A 15,873-nucleotide genomic window follows, 5' to 3' on the forward strand; every position below is an offset into this window, starting at 1 on the left:
AAGGTATCAAAAGGTTAACGGCACGAAAGCATGTCTATTCGCCAGTCAGAATACGATCCACCAACTGCTTCACGGTTGGCACAAAGCCATTGGAATAAAATGGATCTTTACCGAAATTATAGGCGCCATGTCCGGCGAACATTAAATGTTCCTCGATTGGCGAACCATGGACAATTTCCTGCAAGGACTTTTGAATGCAGAAACTGCGAGGATCAGCGAGCCGCCCGGTGCTGTAATTATCATGGTCTTTCCACGAAGAGAATCCGCAATGGGAAAGACAACCCATGCAGTCAGCCTGATCCTTGCGGATCATCTTCGCCTCTTCCGGCGTTGTGAACACTATTGTGTTATCCGGCGTTTTCAGCGCCATGGTGAAGCCAAGACCATCCCATTCGCGTGCGCGTAACAAATCGTTGCGCGTTACCCAGAAATTCTTGCCCTTTACACCGACATCCAGCTGATGGGTGTGCTCTCCTGCTTTTTCAGTGGAGTAAGGTATCTGACGCTCCGAACGCGCTTCGAGACTACGCAGAAACTCGTTGCGGACAGCGGATGAATAGAAACCGGTCGGCGAAAATTTATGCAGCAGCACATCGCCTTCCTTGATCTTGGTCAACTCGTTTTTCCAGCTGTCTGGGATCGGGCTTTCTTTGGTCAGCAAGGGGCGTGTGCCAAATTGGAAGGCGATCTGGCCAAGCTCGTCATTGTCGATCCAGTTGTCCCAATCCTTCAATGCCCAGACACCGCCAGCCATGATGATTGGCACGCTGTCATCAATGCCTTCGCCGCGCATTGTGTCGCGCAGGGCTTTAACGCGAGGATAGGGATCTTCCGGCTTACGCGGATCTTCGGCATTGCTGAGTCCATTGTGCCCGCCGGCAAGCCACGGATCCTCGTAGACGACGGCTGCCATGAGATCCGAAACCTTGTGATAGGCTCTCTTCCACAAGGCACGGAACGCCCGAGCCGAACTGATGATCGGTAAGTAACTCACACCATATTGCTGGGCAATCTCAGACAGTTTATACGGCATACCAGCGCCGCAAGTAACACCAGCTACCATACCCTTGGTCTGCTCAAGCACACCGTGCAAGACCTGCTGGGCACCGCCCATTTCCCAAAGAACGTTGATGTTGATCGCACCCTTGCCATTGGACATTTCAAAGGCACGAGTAACCTGCGCTACCGCCCCATCAATTGCATATTTGACGAGTTCTTCATGCCGGGCACCACGGGTCTTGCCGTGATAAATCTGTGGGATGACGTTACCCTCGGCGTCATAACTGTCCGCATTGACGGCGGAAACTGTGCCGATACCACCAGCAGCTGCCCATGCACCGGAACTGGCATGATTGGTCGCAGCAACGCCTTTGCCACCCTCTATCAACGGCCAGACTTCGCGACCGTTATACTGGATTGGCTTCACCCCTTTAAACAATATACTCTCCTATAGACCCCAAGTCTGCCTTATAGACAGCGCATGGCAAATTTGTGCGAAAAAAATCTGTAAATATTCAAACTATTTTGAGTCGCTAACTACTGACCAAATTTTGGTCGCCCAAGGGCATGACCATATAGTAAAGCATAACGTGCCAACATCTTGTTTTCATTATACTCTGCTTGCGCTTTCATCTGGTTCAGTGTGCCGATTTCCTCTCGAAGCTGTTCATGTTGGACCAATGTGGTCAGTGCTTCAGTAAACTGCGCTTCGTCATCCACGGGCTTAATCAGGCCGTGATTGGCCTGACATACCATAGATTTTACGTCACCGACATCGGTCGCGGCTACCGGCAAACCGGCCGCCATCGCCTCGATAAGCGATATCGGGAATTGCTCGCTATCGGAAGAGAGCGCAAAAATATCGAAAAGACCGACATATCGCGATGGCCTTGCTAGAAAACCCGGCATCAACAAGCGATCTTCCATACCGCAGTTTTTTGCCTCGGACAGGATCGCTTCCTTTTCCGGCCCTTCGCCAACAATGACCAGCCGGACATTATCTCCGGCCGCTGCACAGGCACGCACCAAACGTGGTAGGTTCTTGATCGCTCGCAGGCCTGCCAGAGTTCCGACGACAACTTCACCCTTGTTTTTCTTGAATCCCGTCAGCGCGCCGCGTTGCGGTTTTTTCTCAAACAGCTTCACGTCAATACCATTGGGAATCCGATGAATCTTCTCAGCCGGTTGTTTCCAGACGGATGTCGCAATATCTTCCAGACGCTCAGAGGGAACGACCAGCGACTGGCTGCCGCCTAATGCGAATTTTCGGAAGAAATTTCGTTTCCAGTTTAGTTTCTTGCGTTCGTCTTCATTGAATCCATCTTCATGATGAATAAGCGGCGGCAATCCTTCCACCCGGGAAAACAAGGTTCGTGCCATCACCCCATCCATCGAGCCCCAATTGTAGGACAGGATCAGGTCGAACTGCCGAAAATAGGAGACCAGTTCCTTATACCGACCCAATGAAGGCTTGCCAGCGAGGGATGGAGCGTCATCAGGAAAATTTACTTTGATTTTGCCATCAATGGCATCCCGCGCCGAGAGGCTCTGCGGCTCTGCAGACAGGATCGTGTGCTCCGCCTGATCACCGAAATGATTCATCAGACGCACGGCGCGCGCTTCTTTTCCGCCCAGATTGAACGTGCTGTGCAGATGCAGGATTTTGGAAGATTTCATCGGATATATTCGGCTATTTCAAATATGGAATAATTACTCGACCCGTTGAAGCAATGCGGCAATTGCGTCAAGCGATTGGGGTTCTTCTAATGTGGGAGCATGCCCGACACGCGGCACGGTCACGAGCTCCCCGTTTTGCATCATGCCTAACATCTTTGTTGCTGTCGCTTCGCTAAACAGGTCTGATGTCTCCCCCCGCAAGATCAGTGTTGGCAGGTCCTTGAAGGCTTCCAACGCCCGCCACATGGCATCGCTGCCATTCCCTTTGCGATCAAATGGCTCTGATATCTTCATATCATAATCCAGCTTGATCCGACCGGAGCTGTTCATCCGATAGAGTTTCTTGGCGAAGCTTATCCATTCTTTCAGGGTATAGTCAGGGAAGATGTTAGCGCTGGATTCGGCAAGGTCACGTGCAGCATGTGCCCATGTGTCAAAACTGCGCCCCTGCCCCACATATTCGCCGATCCGGTCTAAACCGCGCTGATCTATTTCGGGCCCAATATCGTTCAGCAACGCCCCAGCAACACGGCCTGAATGCATGGACGCCATCAGCATCGTCACAATACCGCCCAGAGACGTTCCAAAAAAAACAGCTTTCGGCAGATCAATTTCGTCCATGAGCCGGACAATATCCGCTACATAGGTTTTCGGATTATATGTTGTGCTATCCTTCGCATAGTCGCTCTGGCCGCGACCGCGCAGGTTGACCATGATGACTCGGCGATCGCCGCATAACAGCGCACCCAGATGTTCGAAATCCCGACTATTGCGCGTCAGACCTGGTACGCAAATGATCGGCGTCTTCGTGCTATTGGAAGCGTAATCCCGATAATGCAGACTCAGGTCATCTTCTGACTGCCAAAATTGATCCTGATAGTTTTTCACTTCGGTCATATTTGTCATTCATCCCCCGGTTCTGACTTGCCGCGAACCCGATTAGTCCCCACTATCAGAAAATGCCATATAAACCGCAAGCCGAACCCGTCCCATCACCCTATCGTGCGGATGTCAAGATAACTGATCTGGGAGAGAAAATTGGCGATCCGGTTCAGGCAGCACAATTTCCCGAACATATCTTGCGCTTCCGCAATGATCGATGGGGCCAGACAGTTGGTCTGTCTGATCTGAGCGACGAAGAATGGCTCAATCATTTTGGCCGTTTCGCCCCTTTACCGGACAATTTGGATCCGCCTCTGGCCCTGCGCTATCACGGCCATCAATTTCGCAACTATAATCCAGAAATCGGTGATGGCCGCGGCTTTCTGTTTGGCCAAATGCGTGATCATGAGGACCGATTGATGGATTTGGCCACCAAAGGCTCCGGCACTACGCCCTGGAGCCGATCGGGCGATGGGCGATTGACTCTGAAAGGCGGTGTCCGCGAAGTTCTGGCCACAGAGATGCTAGAAGCGCTGGGCGTCGATACATCCAAAACCTTTGCGCTCGTTGAAACGGGTGAGGCATTGGAACGTGGTGACGAACCGTCCCCAACGCGATCCGCGGTCATGACGCGGCTTAGCCATAGTCACATCCGGTTTGGTACTTTCCAAAGGATCGCAGCAGAACAGAATGAGGAACTGATGCATGCGCTGGTGGACTATTGTCTGACCCAATTTTACGGCGGCGCAAAAACCGACAATCCCGCTATTGAGCTTTTCCAGCATGTTTCCAAGAAAGCCGCACAACTGGCCGCCAGCTATATGACGGCAGGCTTTGTTCATGGTGTACTGAATACAGACAATATCAACATAACCGGTGAAAGTTTTGACTACGGACCCTGGCGCTTCACGCCTTATTGGGAACCCGGCTTTACGGCCGCCTATTTTGATCAGGAAGGCCTTTACTGTTTTGCCAGGCAGCCAGAAGCTTTGCATTGGAACCTTGCGCAGTTGGCCAGCGCGTTAAGGCTGATTTGCGACAGTGATCCGTTAGTCACCACGCTTGAAGGATTTCCTAGGTCATATGGCGAAGCTTTTACCGAACATTTCTGCTGGCGGTTGGGAGTCGAAAGCGAAGGTTTTGAAAAGGACAAACCGCTTGTTGTCGCTGCTGAACAGGCATTGAGCCTGAAAACAGTCACTATTGACCAGTTCTTTTTCGACTGGGGTTGCGGCACGCCGACCAACATGAAATGTTACGAGTCAGATGAGTTCGACGCCTTTGCCAAAGAGATAAGTCAACGAAAGCGTGCAAGACAGTCAAAACACGACTATTGGCGATCAAAAGCCCCCTGTTCGATGCATATCGAAGAAGTCGAAGCAATTTGGGATGCGATTGCCCGTGATGATGATTGGCAACCGTTAACCAGAAAGATTGAGGCAATCAGAAATATGGGTCAGGCACTCAGGAATTTGTAACAAAAAGTAACGCCCAGTAAGAGGATAAACATAAGAAAAGGACTTTATAGTTACTGGATTTTTAAGCTGTATCAGCTAGTTAGGATTGAACTGACAAGAGCGCTATGTGGGCTGGACTCAGACAACTAAAATAACGGACCAATTTTGACACAACTAATTTCGATAGAACCGGCAACCGGTGCGACTTTATGGAAAGGCAATGCCGGCGATGCAGATGCAGCCGTTGCCAAAGCACGAAAAGCCTGGCCGACATGGGCCGCCCTGCCGCTCACCAAACGGATTGAAGCGGTGCGCCGATATGCCAATCGCATTAGAACCAAGTCCGAACAGTTGGCCGAATTGATCGCCAGAGAAACAGGAAAACCGATCTGGGAGTCGAGAACCGAAGCCGAAGCGGTCATCAAAAAGGTCGATATTTCGATCAAAGCTTATGCTGAACGAACCTCACAGCGGCAACTATCAAGCCAGCCTAACATGCGGGCGGCGATGCGACACAAACCCCACGGTGTAATGGCCGTGCTAGGGCCTTATAATTTCCCGGCCCACCTGCCAAATGGTCACATCGTTCCGGCGTTGATCGCGGGTAATGTGGTTGTTTTCAAACCCTCCGAAAAAACGCCCGCTGTTGGGCAGTTTCTCGTTGATGCACTCGCCAAATCCGGCCTGCCAGATGGGGTTGTAAACATCCTGCATGGCGGTCCAGAAGTTGGCAAAAAATTGACCGCCAATCAAGACATTGATGGCGTTCTGTTTACCGGGTCAGCGCAGACCGGCATTGCGCTCAATCGCCAGTTCGCGGCGCGGCCCGATGTCATTCTTGCGCTGGAAATGGGCGGCAACAACCCGATCATTGTCTGGGATACTGATGATATCCACAGCGCTGCAGTGCTGGTGGTTCAATCGGCATTTCTCTCCGCCGGACAGCGCTGTTCCGCCGCAAGCCGGATGATCGTAAAAGATGAGCTTTACGATCGCGTAGTGAAGGAAGTGAAACGCATCTCAGATCGCTTGATCATCGATGAACCTTTTAGCAAACCCGCACCATTTATGGGCCCGGTCATCGACAATGATGTTGCGGATGGCCTGACCGAAAGCTTCCTGGCACTGATGAGCCACGGTGGCCGCCCTATCAAGCATATGGCTCGCCCGATTGATGATCGCCCGTTCCTGACACCCGGCATTATCGATGTCACCGATATGGAAGAACGGCCTGATATCGAATTATTTGGCCCGATATTACAGATCATTCGTGTAGAAGATTTCGAAACGGCCATCGCGGAAGCCAACAACACCCGATATGGCCTTTCGGCCGCTCTGATTGGCGGCACCGCCACGCAATATGATCAATTCTGGTCCAACAGCAGAGCCGGTATTGTGAACTGGAACAAGATGACCGTCGGCGCGTCATCAGAGGCACCATTTGGCGGCATCGGACTCTCCGGCAATCATCGCCCGAGTGCCTATTATGCAGCCGATTATTGTGCCTATCCAGTCGTTTCGATGGAAGCGGAACAGACCCGCGCATCAATAGGCGTTGGCTTGAAAGACGAAGAATAGGCAAAGCCGCGGATCAGAAGCGAATAGTATATCTTAGGTCGATGAAAAAACTTCTGCTTTGATCACGGCGCCTTAACATCGCATATCGGTGCCATGGAAAAATTTGATCACCTTGCAACCGAAAATATGCCGAATAGCGGCATTGTCTATCTGGTCGGTGCCGGCCCGGGCGATCCGGAACTGCTGACACTCCGTGCTGCCCGCTTGCTGGCTGAGGCCGATATAATCGTTCATGATGGACTGGTTAGCTCTGATATCCTGGCCATGGCACCCGAAACAACCACGAAAATTTCTGTCGCCAAGCAGCGATCTCGACATAGCATGGCGCAGGACGCCATTAATGCGCTACTGGTTGCGGAAGCCCAAAAGGGACATAAGGTCGTCCGCCTAAAGGGCGGAGACCCTTTCATTTTTGGGCGCGGCGGAGAAGAAGCCAGTGATTGCATCAAAGCGGGCATAAGAGTCGAGGTTGTTCCTGGAATCAGCGCCGCATTAGGCTGTGCTGCTCAGGCAAAAATGCCGCTCACTCATCGCGACGCATCCAGCGCGGTTTCGTTTGTTGCGGGTCAATGCAAAGGCCTTTCGGATCAAAACTGGTCAGGATTGGCCGGCAAAGGAAGAACGTTGGTGATCTACATGGGTGTCGCCAATGCCGAAGCGATTGTTGAGAAATTGATTGCCGACGGTGCGTCGCCAGATTTGCCGGTTGCCGTTTTGGAAAATGGGACGCGAGACAATTTTCGCGCCTTGCAGACTCTGTTGACCGATCTCGGTGATCTCGTGCTGCGTGAGAATGTCAAAAGCCCGGCCCTGTTGGTCGTCGGCGAGGTCGCGCGTTACGGCAATGCAAATGACAAGTTTCGTGAATATGCCCAAATGGCGGGAGTGGAATTTTGAAGATACTAACTGGAAATGATTTGAAAACAGGTGATGTAACCTGGTGGACTGGAAACGACTGGTCCCGCCATGTCGAAGATGCTGTTGATGTGGGTGAAAATTTCGAATCCATCCTGCATGAGGAGGAAGCCTCCCGCCGGGTCAACGTTCCCTATGCCATTGAAGCGGAAATGACCGACGATGGCCCTCGCCCTGCCCATATCAAGGACCGCGTAAGAGCGCTTGGCCCGACTGTAAGACCGGATTTAACATTAAAGCCAGCCGATCCCGAGGCTGGAAACTGGGTGATATAAGCATGTATCAATATGACAAATATGACCAGCAGATGGTCGATACACGGGTTGCGGAATTTCGCGATCAGGTCGAACGCCGCCTGGCCGGTGAACTGACTGAAGACCAGTTCAAACCGCTCCGTCTGATGAATGGACTTTATCTCCAGTTGCACGCTTACATGCTGCGCGTCGCCATTCCTTATGGCACATTGAACGGCAAGCAGATGCGGATGCTGGGTCACATCGCACGCAAATATGACCGCGACTACGGGCATTTTACTACGCGCCAGAATATTCAATATAACTGGATCAAGCTGGAAGATGCGCCTGATATTCTCACCGATCTGGCATCGGTTGAAATGCACGCAATCCAGACCAGCGGCAATTGCATCCGCAATATCTCATCTGACCAATATGCAGGTGCGGCGGCTGACGAGATTGCGGATCCGCGTCCTTGGGCGGAAATCCTCCGTCAATGGTCGAGTTTCCACCCTGAATTTTCTTACCTGCCTCGCAAGTTCAAGATCGCGGTCATTGCCAGCGACGAAGACCGCGCGGCGATGCGCCTTCATGATATCGGGATCCAGCTTGTTCACAAGGACGGCGAACTGGGAGCGAAATTCTTTGTCGGTGGCGGCATGGGCCGGACGCCAATGATCGCTCCTGAAATCCGTGATTTCGTCCCGGCAGACGAGTTGATCAGCTATGCCGAAGCCTGCCTGCGGGTCTATAATCGCTACGGGCGGCGCGACAACAAATATAAAGCGCGGATCAAAATCCTCGTCCATGAACTCGGCAAGGAAGAATATACCCGCCAGGTCGAAGAAGAATTCGCCCATATGAAAACGCTGGGCCTCAATCCGCCAGTGGAAGAGCTTGCGCGGATCACCGAGTATTTTGCTGATCCGGCATTTGACAAAGACGCCAGCGATGATCTCGATCTCTCGGATCCCGACTTCAACCTTTGGGTCGACCAGAATACGGTCGCACACAAACAGCCCGGCTATGCCATTGCTACAATCAGCCTGAAGCCAAAAAGCGGTATTCCGGGCGACGCATCCTCTGCGCAGATTGACCTGATGGCTGATCTGGCGGAACAATATAGCTTTGATGAGATGCGGGTTACGCACAGTCAGAATATCGTTTTGCCTCACGTCAAAAAGAGCGATCTTTATGCCCTCTGGCAGAAGCTGGATGAAGCGGGCCTGGCGCCAGCCAATCTCGATTTGATCACTGACAGCATTGCCTGCCCTGGTCTGGATTATTGCAGCCTTGCCAATGCACGTTCCATTCCGCTGGCACAGAAGATCAGCGAGCGCTTTGCTGATCTCGGTCGCCAACGCGAACTGGGCGAACTGAAACTCAAAATATCTGGCTGCATAAATGCCTGCGGGCACCATCATGCGGGTCATATCGGTATATTGGGTGTCGATCGGAAAGGTACAGAAAATTACCAGTTACTGCTTGGCGGATCAGCTGCCGAAGACACCAGCCTTGCCAAAATAACCGGCCCCGGCTTTGACGAAGATGGCGTGATCGACGCGATCGAGACGGTGACCGATTTGTATCTGAAGGAACGGCAGGAGGATGAGCGGTTTATCGACACTTATCGGCGTGTTGGCATGGCAGCGTTCAAGGAGGCTATTTATGGTTGAGGCAATCCGTTTTCGCGATGACGACGTCCACGAAGAGCCAGCGGTTTCGCTGGATGCCTTTCTGGATCAATCCAATGCCACCGCTGTGCGGATCGAAGCCGGCGAAGATGCCCGGCTGTTGCTGCCGTTACTAGACCGTCTGGCACTAATAGAGATCGATTTTCCTGTCTTCGGTGATGGTCGCGGCTATTCTGCAGCACAGATTTTGCGCGAAGCAGGTTATAAAGGAGAATTGCGCGCCAGCGGAGACGTGCTGGTCGATCAGATCGCCTATATGCGCCGCTGCGGCTTTGACGCGTTCGCACCTGATGCTCCGATCGATGCCAAGGTCATGAAAAAAGCGCTGGACCTCTATGATGAGGTCTATCAGGGCACAACCGATTCCCGTGCCCCAATATGGAATTTGCGCCATGGGTGAACCAGCTCGCAAAATTGACATTATCGATGCACGTCCAGACTTTACGCAGGCGGATGCAGATGCGCTGAACGCACGCTTTGAAGGCGTGCATGCATCAGCCATGCTCAAAACGCTGTTCGAGGAAGGCAATCTCGGCGAAGTCGCTGTTGTTTCATCATTTGGTACAGAAAGCGCGGTCCTGCTGCACTTAGTTGCAACGGCCGACCCTTCGATTCCCGTGACCTTTGTCGATACGTTGAAGATGTTTCCAGAAACGCTGGAATATCGTGAGACTCTTATCAAGACGTTGGGCATTCAAAATGGAAATGTGGTGAAGCCCGACCCTGTCGTTCTCGCCGCAAAGGACGGGAACGAATTACGCTGGTCATTTGACCCGGATGGCTGCTGTGAAATCCGCAAGGTCGAGCCTTTGGCACGCGCCAAAGCTGATCTCAACAGCTGGATTTCCGGCCGCAAGGCTTTTCAATCTGTCACCCGGCAAAATCTGCCGCGCTTTGAAGTCGAAGACGGTCGCCTGAAAATCAACCCGCTGGGCGATTGGGTCAAAGATGATCTCGAAGCTTATTTTGAAGAACATGACCTGCCCCGGCACCCCCTGGAGGCGCAAGGATATCTCTCCGTCGGCTGTGCGCCGTGCACCTCAAAGGTGAAACCCGGCGAAGACCCCCGCGCAGGCCGGTGGCGCGGTTGGGACAAAACCGAATGTGGTATTCATGACGAAGTCACACCTCTGCCAATCGCGGATGATGATGAAAGTGGCGCAAACGATCCGATCTTTTAGTGGGATTGATTGTCATCTGCTTCATCCCGAAAGCGGACGTTAATTGGGCACGGGAGCAGATGCCATGCGCACCAGCCGTGAATCCGCAACCGCAGCGCTACGATGGAAGGCGTGTTTTTTATATTCCGGATCACCGACGAGCGCTAAAAAGGATGCAAGATTGGGATAAGAGACAATGAAAACTGCATCCCATTTTTCATGTTCTGGTCCGATCAAGGTAAGCTGGGGCATTCCGAAATACACTACCTTTCCACCAGCCCGATTGGCAATAGGACCTGAATGGCGACTATATTCCGCGTAAGCCTGCTGGCCGGTCCAACCCTTGACTGCAAATGCGCTACCGTCTTCATAGCTCGCTTTGTCTTTGAACCGGATCATATTGAGCATGTGCAGCGGTTCATCTGCAGGAAGCTTCTGCATGGCAGCATAGGCTTTTGCATCGGAGTTTACGTATGTTGCGGGTGCCGTTTCATTGTCTTTGGCACCGACGGGCAAGGCCAATAATGAGGCCATCGTTAATGTCACAATGGATGTGACCTGGGCGGTAAATATTTTCATGGTTCAGATACCTTTCAAATGTTTGACTGAATTGACGATTCCCTTGCACTAAAGAATAAGCAGTTACTGTTTTGGAGCAGGCGCAGGAGCCATGCGAATTAGTCTGGAATCCGCGACCCCGGCCTTCCGATGAAAGGCATGTTTCTGATACTCCGGATCTTCAAAAAGAGCCTGTAAAATGGTCACATCGGGATAGTAGATGATGAAGATCGAGTCCCATTGCTCGTCTTCCGGGCCGATTAAAGTAAGCTGCGGTACACCGGTATAGTGTGTGCTGCCACCCAGCCGCGCCACAATTGGCCCTGCGTGGCGGCGATATTCCGCATAGGCCTGAGCGCCAGTCCAGCCTTTCTTCGCAAATTCACTGCCATCCGGATATTCTGCTTTGTCCTTTAGCTTGATCATATTGAGCATATGAATTTCTTCATCCATCGGCAGCTTGAACATTTCGCCCAGCGCCTTTGGGTTGGCATCGATATGACCGTGGTTCGCTGCCGCCTGGTGGTGTTCCGCAGCGGCTGGTGCTGCAGTGGATAGAACCAAAGAGGAGGCCATGATCGAAGTGATGAGTTTGATGATGAATTTCATAATGTGAGCACCTTTAGAGAATTCGGTCGAAAACTTGCTAATTGTGGTTATTGATGACGCCTGTTTTCAAAGTGTTGCAAGAAGGTAGGCAAGATACAGACCGAGTGCGATGCCGGTTAATCCAGTACCCATCGCACCGATCATTCTGAAAAATACAAATGGCGTGAATGAACTGCCATCGGCATGAGAGCCGGAAAGCGATGAGAACCCAACTGCATGCGATATGCGTGCAATCACAAAAATAGCCGCAAAAATAGTCACGGCGGTGCCTCCGCCTGTAATTCCTTCGACCAGTGCAAGGATGACAAGAAACAGCGCTCCATTCTCAGCAAGATTGCCATGACGCCGAACCTTCCGTTCAAGCTCCCGGTCTTCAGAATAGCCAACACCAATTTTGGCCTTTGCCCGGTGCGAGCCCGCATTCATCATCAAACACTGCTGCAATATTATCAGGAAAGCGCCTGCCATTGCTGTGGTAAGAGGATAGACCATTTTAGTACTCCGCCATTTTTGTGGTTTGATTTGAATGATCACCGAGGATCGTTCATCCGTTATTGGCGGTGCACTAATCTGTTGTCATTTGGTAGTTGTGCAACTTGGTGGCTTACTCATGCGCCATTGAATTTTGCTCAAGCGTTATTTGCCGTTGATCTAAATGATCCCCAGGAACTCATGTTTGGCATCACGAAGGACCTTTTCGGCAAAAGTCATGAACGCCTTGATCCGCGCCGTCCGCTTTAGATCACTGTGCGTCAGCAGCCAGATATCACGTGCCTTGATCGGTTTCTTTTTTGTGGCCCGGACCAGTTGCGGTTCGCGGTCTCCTATAAAACAGGGGATCATGGCTAGACCTAGGCCGCCCTTAGCCGCTGACAATTGCATCGCCGCTCCCGGAAAACATCCCCACATCGGCACTTTGCTAAACTCTGTTTCCTTCGTCCATTCCGGGAATTTGTTATCATCAGCATCCCACGCAACCCATCTTGCAGCTTCCGGATCATTTTCGAAATCCTGAGAATCCAGATATTCCTGAGTTGCGTATACGGTTTGATTATAGGTGATGATGCGTTTTCCCACGAGCGATTGCGGTGGATTGTTATCAATGCGGATCGCTATATCAGCCTCCCTTCTCGAAACATCCAATATACTGGTCGTCGCGATCATATGCACTTCGATGCCCGGATGCATGTCGGTAAATTCTGACAATCTGGGGCCAAATGTATGAACGGCAATCGGCTCCGCCATTGTTACGGTCACGACACCGCTCATATCGCCATCCTGCCCTGATATTGATCGTTCGGCGCTATTCAGCCGCCCCCCGCAATCTTGTACAGCGGTGACAAATTCCTCGCCGGCGGCGTTCAGGACAAAGCCTTCAGGCTGTCGATCAAAGAGCTTTGTACCCAGTGCGTATTCGAGACTATCTATCCGGCGGCTCACTGTGGAATGATGAACGCCAAGCGCCCGAGCAGCCCGTCGGACCGATCCAGCATCCGCAACTACGGCGAAGCTTTTCACCTCTTCCCAATCCAGATGTTGTGCGCCCAGCATGCATTGTCTCCCTCAGCAACTCGTAGTGGCTATCTGATGCAACAGCAAGGTGCGATGTGAATTGCTGACGGCTCACTGGTGAAACGATATCAGCACGATCTAGATCATTAGCCTATGGAGAATTTCCAACATGTCGCTTCAATCCTTGCTTCAGGCGCAAATGGCAAACTCTGTCACGCAAATCCCACCTGAAGCACTCGAGGTCATGCGCGCCGCAGACGACGAACTTAAAGAACGGAAGGTTGGTGCAGATGCGCTAAAGGTTGGAGATTTTCTGCCTTATGCAACGCTCAGTGATGCAACTGGAAACGCTGTTTCATTGTCTAGCCTCAACGAGGAAGGTCCCCTCATCATAACCTTTTATCGAGGCGGATGGTGTCCCTACTGCAATCTGGAGCTTAAGGCGTATCAGAATATTCTTGGCGAGATCACCGGCCTTGGCGGTCAACTGATTGCAATTTCACCCGAGAAGCCAGACAATTCGCTGACGACCATCGAAAAAAATGCTCTCACATTTCCGGTTTTAACGGACACCGGAAATCGACTTGCCAAAGCCCTAGGAATTGCATTCGAGTTACCCGCGGAACTGCAGCAGCTATTCACAAATTTTGGCATGAATCTGGATGGACTAAATGCCGAAACCGGTTGGGCGCTTCCTATCCCGGCAACATTTGTAGTGGGCGGCAATGGCCAGATAGTTCTTGCCGATGTTGATATAAAATATACCCGCAGACTTGAACCATCGGAGGCACTCGCCGCGTTAAAGTCCTTAACCGCTGCAACAGCTTGAATGCTTTCAAATTCTACTCAATGATCATCACGCATAACATAAAGGGAGCATGCGATGATTGATCTATATACTTCAACGACACCAAATGGCCGTAAGATATCAATAGCGTTGGAGGAAATGGGGCTGCCTTATCAGGTTCACGCCATTAACCTTCAAAATGATGAGCAGTATGCGCCAGATTTTCTAAAAATAAGCCCAAACAACAAAATACCAGCCATTGTGGATAGTGATAATGGCGTGAGCGTTTTTGAATCGGGTGCAATCCTCACATATCTGGCAGAGAAGACAGGTCAGTTTTTGCCCACCGATACACCTGCAAGGATAGAAGTTCTGGAATGGCTTGCTTGGCAAACAGCTGGGCTGGGACCGATGCTTGGGCAATTAAATCACTTCCTCAATGTCGCCGATGAAAAACTCCCCTACGCGATAAAACGCTTCTCGGATGAAATGATCAGACTTCTTGGTGTTCTCGATAAGCAACTGGCGAAGCATGAAAATGTGGCAGGCGATTATTCCATTGCGGATATGGCCATCTATCCGTGGTCATCGGCCGCCTATGACGGTGCAAAAGCCTTAATCGGAACTTCATTCAAAAATCTGGAAACCTGGCATGAAACCATGGCGGCTCGGCCAGCAGTTCAGGCGGGTATGGCGGTTCCGGACGTCTAGTTCATATTCGCGCATTGTGGCGCGACAATTCTAAACGGGAGTAAGATAGTGAAGAAAATATTGCTGAGTATATTGGGGATAGCTGTTCTTGCCGTGGCAATTGCGGGCATTGTTTTAACCCGTGATGGAGAATTGAAAACGCCTACTGGAGAGGGCATGGTAGCCTTAGAGAATGGTAATTTTGAAGCATTTCCTTTGCCTGACTATGCCGCCAAGTTTGTCGGAGACGACTATAAAAGCTACTTCGTCGAGGTAGAGCCCAACATCAAAGTCCACGTGTTGGAGGTTGGCTCTGGCTATCCTGTTTATATGCAGCACGGTCTTCCCACATCCGGGTTCCTTTATCGCAAGGTTGCAGATGAATTGCCGCGGGACCAATTCCGTATCATCATGCCCACTATCGTCGGGCTGGGTTTTTCAAGCAAGATTCCAGCCGGCCAGCACACGCTTGAGAATCATATCAGCTGGATGAACGCGACCTTGAATGGATTGGCGATCGAAGAAGCCATTTTTGTCGGCCATGATTGGGGCGGTCCCATTGGCATGGGCGCGCTTGCCCGTTCTCCTGAATTATTGAAGGGCGCAGTGATCCTGAATACCGTACTCGATTCGGCTAAAGAAGAACGAGATCTGGCGCCCCCTCTTGTCGTCGCGAATACGCCTGTGGCTGGTGAGATTTTGTTTGAGGGCCTTGTATCCATATTTGGGCAACTACCGTCCTTTCAGGCAGACCCTGCCTCGATGCCGGAAGACGTCATCCAGCTTTATGAAAAACCGGTGCGGGATAGCGGTAATGCCAAGGGCATATTGGCGATGATGCGCATGTCCCCAGACGGCCCGGATCACCCCAGTTCAAAACAGTATCGAGAACTGGAAGAATATTATCAGGGACGCGAGTTTCCGACGGAAATAGTTTGGGGAATGCAGGATTCCATTTTGGCTAAAAGACTGTCGGACATGAAAAAGAATTTCCCCAATGCGGTCGTGACCGAAACGCAAGGAGGGCATTTTTTGCAGGAAGAAACACCTGAAGAAATTGCCTCCGCCGTGCTGCGGGTTTACTCCCGAATTCAACCCGTCGCAGAAGAATAGAATCAAATG

17 protein-coding genes are annotated in these 15,873 nt (G+C 51.5%); 10 read left to right on the plus strand and 7 right to left on the minus strand.

What is annotated here, in order from left to right:
* Nucleotides 1–34: 34 nt before the first annotated feature.
* The 3 genes from DG177_RS04355 to DG177_RS04365 all read right to left on the minus strand — a co-directional run bounded on the left by DG177_RS04355 (nucleotide 35) and on the right by DG177_RS04365 (nucleotide 3,564).
* A complete protein-coding gene (locus tag DG177_RS04355; protein WP_108810379.1) occupies nucleotides 35–1,438 on the minus strand; it encodes a nitronate monooxygenase in 1,404 nt (467 codons plus the stop codon).
* 98 nt (nucleotides 1,439–1,536) lie between these two features.
* Complete coding sequence (locus DG177_RS04360) at nucleotides 1,537–2,676, minus strand: glycosyltransferase (RefSeq protein WP_108810380.1); 1,140 nt, start codon at nucleotides 2,674–2,676, stop codon at nucleotides 1,537–1,539.
* Between the two features lie 33 nt (nucleotides 2,677–2,709).
* Entirely contained in the window at nucleotides 2,710–3,564 is an 855-nt protein-coding gene (locus tag DG177_RS04365; protein ID WP_108812764.1) for an alpha/beta fold hydrolase, read from the minus strand.
* Nucleotides 3,565–3,635: 71 nt separating this feature from the next.
* On the opposite strand from DG177_RS04365, the gene DG177_RS04370 reads away from it, so the two are divergent.
* The 7 genes from DG177_RS04370 (at nucleotide 3,636) to DG177_RS04400 (ending at nucleotide 10,616) form a co-directional block, all read left to right on the plus strand.
* On the plus strand, nucleotides 3,636–5,036 hold the full coding sequence (locus DG177_RS04370; RefSeq protein ID WP_108810381.1) for a protein adenylyltransferase SelO family protein: 1,401 nt from the start codon (nucleotides 3,636–3,638) through the stop codon (nucleotides 5,034–5,036).
* 141 nt (nucleotides 5,037–5,177) lie between these two features.
* Nucleotides 5,178–6,593 (plus strand): succinylglutamate-semialdehyde dehydrogenase, encoded by a 1,416-nt coding sequence (gene astD, locus DG177_RS04375; protein ID WP_108810382.1) that lies wholly within the window; start codon nucleotides 5,178–5,180, stop codon nucleotides 6,591–6,593.
* Between the two features lie 93 nt (nucleotides 6,594–6,686).
* Nucleotides 6,687–7,490: a uroporphyrinogen-III C-methyltransferase gene (gene cobA / locus DG177_RS04380; protein ID WP_337658498.1), complete on the plus strand. Its 804-nt coding sequence runs from the start codon at nucleotides 6,687–6,689 to the stop codon at nucleotides 7,488–7,490.
* Nucleotides 7,487–7,783, plus strand: a complete 297-nt coding sequence (locus tag DG177_RS04385) for a DUF2849 domain-containing protein (protein WP_108810383.1) — start codon at nucleotides 7,487–7,489, stop codon at nucleotides 7,781–7,783. Before cobA ends, DG177_RS04385 begins: the two co-directional genes overlap by 4 nt.
* Before the next feature lie 2 nt (nucleotides 7,784–7,785).
* Nucleotides 7,786–9,417 (plus strand): nitrite/sulfite reductase, encoded by a 1,632-nt coding sequence (locus DG177_RS04390; protein WP_108810384.1) that lies wholly within the window; start codon nucleotides 7,786–7,788, stop codon nucleotides 9,415–9,417.
* Entirely contained in the window at nucleotides 9,410–9,835 is a 426-nt protein-coding gene (locus DG177_RS04395) for a DUF934 domain-containing protein (protein WP_108810385.1), read from the plus strand. The genes DG177_RS04390 and DG177_RS04395 overlap by 8 nt, the downstream gene beginning before the upstream one ends.
* Entirely contained in the window at nucleotides 9,828–10,616 is a 789-nt protein-coding gene (locus DG177_RS04400; RefSeq protein ID WP_108810386.1) for a phosphoadenylyl-sulfate reductase, read from the plus strand. The genes DG177_RS04395 and DG177_RS04400 overlap by 8 nt, the downstream gene beginning before the upstream one ends.
* Before the next feature lie 39 nt (nucleotides 10,617–10,655).
* Here the strand turns inward: DG177_RS04400 and DG177_RS04405 are convergent, their stop codons facing one another.
* From DG177_RS04405 to DG177_RS04420, 4 genes are all read right to left on the minus strand, one after another.
* The gene (locus tag DG177_RS04405; RefSeq protein ID WP_108810387.1) at nucleotides 10,656–11,174 is read right to left on the minus strand and encodes a DUF1330 domain-containing protein; all 519 of its coding nucleotides are present in this window, start codon (nucleotides 11,172–11,174) and stop codon (nucleotides 10,656–10,658) included.
* Nucleotides 11,175–11,237: 63 nt separating this feature from the next.
* Nucleotides 11,238–11,762, minus strand: a complete 525-nt coding sequence (locus DG177_RS04410) for a DUF1330 domain-containing protein (RefSeq protein WP_337658499.1) — start codon at nucleotides 11,760–11,762, stop codon at nucleotides 11,238–11,240.
* Between the two features lie 66 nt (nucleotides 11,763–11,828).
* On the minus strand, nucleotides 11,829–12,254 hold the full coding sequence (locus tag DG177_RS04415; protein ID WP_108810388.1) for an MAPEG family protein: 426 nt from the start codon (nucleotides 12,252–12,254) through the stop codon (nucleotides 11,829–11,831).
* Nucleotides 12,255–12,413: 159 nt separating this feature from the next.
* Nucleotides 12,414–13,313: a LysR substrate-binding domain-containing protein gene (locus DG177_RS04420; RefSeq protein WP_108810389.1), complete on the minus strand. Its 900-nt coding sequence runs from the start codon at nucleotides 13,311–13,313 to the stop codon at nucleotides 12,414–12,416.
* 130 nt (nucleotides 13,314–13,443) lie between these two features.
* On the opposite strand from DG177_RS04420, the gene DG177_RS04425 reads away from it, so the two are divergent.
* The 3 genes from DG177_RS04425 to DG177_RS04435 are packed head-to-tail and all read left to right on the plus strand — an operon-like array spanning nucleotide 13,444 to nucleotide 15,864.
* Nucleotides 13,444–14,103 (plus strand): redoxin domain-containing protein, encoded by a 660-nt coding sequence (locus tag DG177_RS04425; RefSeq protein WP_108810390.1) that lies wholly within the window; start codon nucleotides 13,444–13,446, stop codon nucleotides 14,101–14,103.
* Nucleotides 14,104–14,157: 54 nt separating this feature from the next.
* On the plus strand, nucleotides 14,158–14,772 hold the full coding sequence (locus DG177_RS04430; protein ID WP_108810391.1) for a glutathione S-transferase N-terminal domain-containing protein: 615 nt from the start codon (nucleotides 14,158–14,160) through the stop codon (nucleotides 14,770–14,772).
* 48 nt (nucleotides 14,773–14,820) lie between these two features.
* On the plus strand, nucleotides 14,821–15,864 hold the full coding sequence (locus DG177_RS04435) for an alpha/beta fold hydrolase (protein WP_108810392.1): 1,044 nt from the start codon (nucleotides 14,821–14,823) through the stop codon (nucleotides 15,862–15,864).
* Nucleotides 15,865–15,873: the final 9 nt, after the last annotated feature.

Origin of the sequence: Sphingorhabdus sp. Alg231-15 (assembly GCF_900149705.1) — a bacterium.
Taxonomy (GTDB): domain Bacteria; phylum Pseudomonadota; class Alphaproteobacteria; order Sphingomonadales; family Sphingomonadaceae; genus Parasphingorhabdus.

Excerpts from the sequence above, each read along its gene's own strand:
- DG177_RS04360 (WP_108810380.1), bottom strand. The coding sequence starts at position 2,676 with ATGAAATCTTCCAAAATCCTGCATCTGCACAGCACGTTCAATCTGGGC.
- DG177_RS04370 (WP_108810381.1), top strand. The coding sequence starts at position 3,636 with ATGCCATATAAACCGCAAGCCGAACCCGTCCCATCACCCTATCGTGCG.
- cobA (WP_337658498.1), top strand. The coding sequence starts at position 6,687 with ATGGAAAAATTTGATCACCTTGCAACCGAAAATATGCCGAATAGCGGC.
- DG177_RS04390 (WP_108810384.1), top strand. The coding sequence starts at position 7,786 with ATGTATCAATATGACAAATATGACCAGCAGATGGTCGATACACGGGTT.
- DG177_RS04395 (WP_108810385.1), top strand. The coding sequence starts at position 9,410 with ATGGTTGAGGCAATCCGTTTTCGCGATGACGACGTCCACGAAGAGCCA.
- DG177_RS04400 (WP_108810386.1), top strand. The coding sequence starts at position 9,828 with ATGGGTGAACCAGCTCGCAAAATTGACATTATCGATGCACGTCCAGAC.
- DG177_RS04405 (WP_108810387.1), bottom strand. The coding sequence starts at position 11,174 with ATGAAAATATTTACCGCCCAGGTCACATCCATTGTGACATTAACGATG.
- DG177_RS04410 (WP_337658499.1), bottom strand. The coding sequence starts at position 11,762 with ATGAAATTCATCATCAAACTCATCACTTCGATCATGGCCTCCTCTTTG.
- DG177_RS04415 (WP_108810388.1), bottom strand. The coding sequence starts at position 12,254 with ATGGTCTATCCTCTTACCACAGCAATGGCAGGCGCTTTCCTGATAATA.
- DG177_RS04420 (WP_108810389.1), bottom strand. The coding sequence starts at position 13,313 with ATGCTGGGCGCACAACATCTGGATTGGGAAGAGGTGAAAAGCTTCGCC.
- DG177_RS04425 (WP_108810390.1), top strand. The coding sequence starts at position 13,444 with ATGTCGCTTCAATCCTTGCTTCAGGCGCAAATGGCAAACTCTGTCACG.
- DG177_RS04430 (WP_108810391.1), top strand. The coding sequence starts at position 14,158 with ATGATTGATCTATATACTTCAACGACACCAAATGGCCGTAAGATATCA.